Origin of the sequence: Desulfobacterium sp. N47 (assembly GCF_051233685.1) — a bacterium.
Classification (GTDB): Bacteria; Desulfobacterota; Desulfobacteria; order Desulfobacterales; family RPRI01; genus RPRI01.
Genome location: NZ_JBAMMY010000228.1, coordinates 1 through 1,767 on the forward strand (window position 1 = coordinate 1; position 1,767 = coordinate 1,767).

General features: G+C 35.5%; 2 protein-coding genes. One reads left to right on the top strand and one right to left on the bottom strand.

What is annotated here, in order from left to right:
* Nucleotides 1–195 precede the first annotated feature (195 nt).
* Nucleotides 196–1,431, top strand: a complete 1,236-nt coding sequence (locus VXK47_RS14890; protein WP_435549577.1) for an MFS transporter — start codon at nucleotides 196–198, stop codon at nucleotides 1,429–1,431.
* 25 nt (nucleotides 1,432–1,456) lie between these two features.
* On the opposite strand, the gene VXK47_RS14895 is transcribed toward VXK47_RS14890, so the two are convergent.
* Nucleotides 1,457–1,767 (bottom strand): hypothetical protein (locus VXK47_RS14895; protein ID WP_435549578.1); only part of this gene is annotated, 311 nt, incomplete at its 5' end.

The following is a 1,767-nucleotide window of genomic DNA, read 5'->3' on the forward strand; positions in this document are numbered from 1 at the left end:
TTTTGTCTTAACTCCTTGTTATAATTATAATTTATAACAAGGCGACAAAAATTTTTTATCTGCTTTGTCAAGCAAAAAATAAACATTTTTATAATTTTTTTATCCCATATAACATGCAAAAACTTAACCGGACACTACTGACTCAAAGCATCAAATAGTTATGTTTTATCAAATAAGTCCATGGGCAAAATCAATATGAAACAATATCTGAACAAAACCTTTTCCTCTTTAAAAATCAGAAACTACAGAATATATTATTTGGGCCAGATTGTTTCTGTTTCCGGAACATTTTTACAGTATCTTGCGCAGGTTTGGTTAGTTTTAAAATTATCAAATTCTGCATTAATGCTTGGATTTATTCCAGCATTTCAATTTTTACCAATGCTGCTTCTTACTTCATGGGGAGGTCTTCTTGCAGATAGATATTCAAAATTAAAACTCCTTTATATAACTCAAACACTATCAGGAATTTTAGCATTAATATTAGGATTATTGGTTTTAACGGGAAATGTTCAACTTTGGATGGTATTTGTTTTTGCGCTTTGTCTTGGGCTTATTAACAGTATTGATAATCCCGCAAGATCAACATTTATTTTTGAAATGGTTGGAAGTGAAAAAATTAAAAATGCTGTTAGCTTATGGACAATTTTAATCAGTTCAGCAAGAATAATCGGTCCTGCAATAGCCGGAATAATTGTCGCGACCATAGGTATCGGGGAATGCTTTGTCATTAATGCTGCATCTTACATTGCAGTTTTAATCGGTTTGTCTATGATAAGGAAAAGTGAACTTCATAGTGCTCCTCCTGTTGATGCTGCTGCTAAAGGCCAGATCAAAGAAGGTTTAAAATATGTCAGATCAACTCCGGTTTTATTTAATACATTGGTTATGATGGCTATAATTGGCACAATTACATTTGAGTGGCAGGTAAGTATGCCTTTATTCGCTAAATTTATCCTTAATGGAGATGCAGGAGTTTATTCAATTATTAATGTTAGTCTGGGTATAGGAATGCTAATCGGAGGAGTTGCAAATGCTTCAAGTTCAGTTACTTCACAAAAAAGAATGGGTTACACTGCACTATTATTTGGAACAACAGTTTTAATTTCAGCTTTTACTTCTACTTTACTATGGGCGACAATTGCCTTTATATTTGTCGGCATTTTTTCAATGGCTTTTGTAAATCTCACTTCAAGTATTCTTCAGATAAATACGGATTCTAAAATGCGCGGAAGAGTTATGGCTCTTTGGTCAATGGCATTTTTGGGTTCAACTGCAATTGGGGGGCCTCTAATTGGTTGGGTAGGTGAAGTGTTTGGTGTTAGATGGACTTTAATTGTTGGAGGAATTGCTGCATTAATAGCCGGGGTTTGGGGTTATCGGAATGCAGGCTATTCAGGAGATACCATAATAATTAAGGAACCGGTGTAGGAACTGCTTAATATGATGGTTACTGTTACGGAGGCAAACAAAGATGAAATGTGAAAAATGTGCGACTGAAATCTCCACCGATGACAGCTATAAACATTCGGGACAAACCCTCTGCGAAGACTGTTACCTGGATGCCGTGGCGACTCCCAAGACATGTGATCCATGGGCCGTTTATAGCGCTAAAAAAACAGCATCGTATAGTGGACCCCATGTCAAGACTGATTTTCATAAAAATTAAGCTACCAAAGGTCTCTGATATTTTCTCCGGGTTTAAGTTCTTTTTTCTTACAAAGTCCTTTTCAAAAGGTCCGCTATTGCCGGATAAATGAAAAATGT

What these genes read in the sequence shown, in the direction of transcription:
- VXK47_RS14890 (WP_435549577.1), top strand. Translation starts at nt 196, where the DNA reads ATGAAACAATATCTGAACAAAACCTTTTCCTCTTTAAAAATCAGAAAC.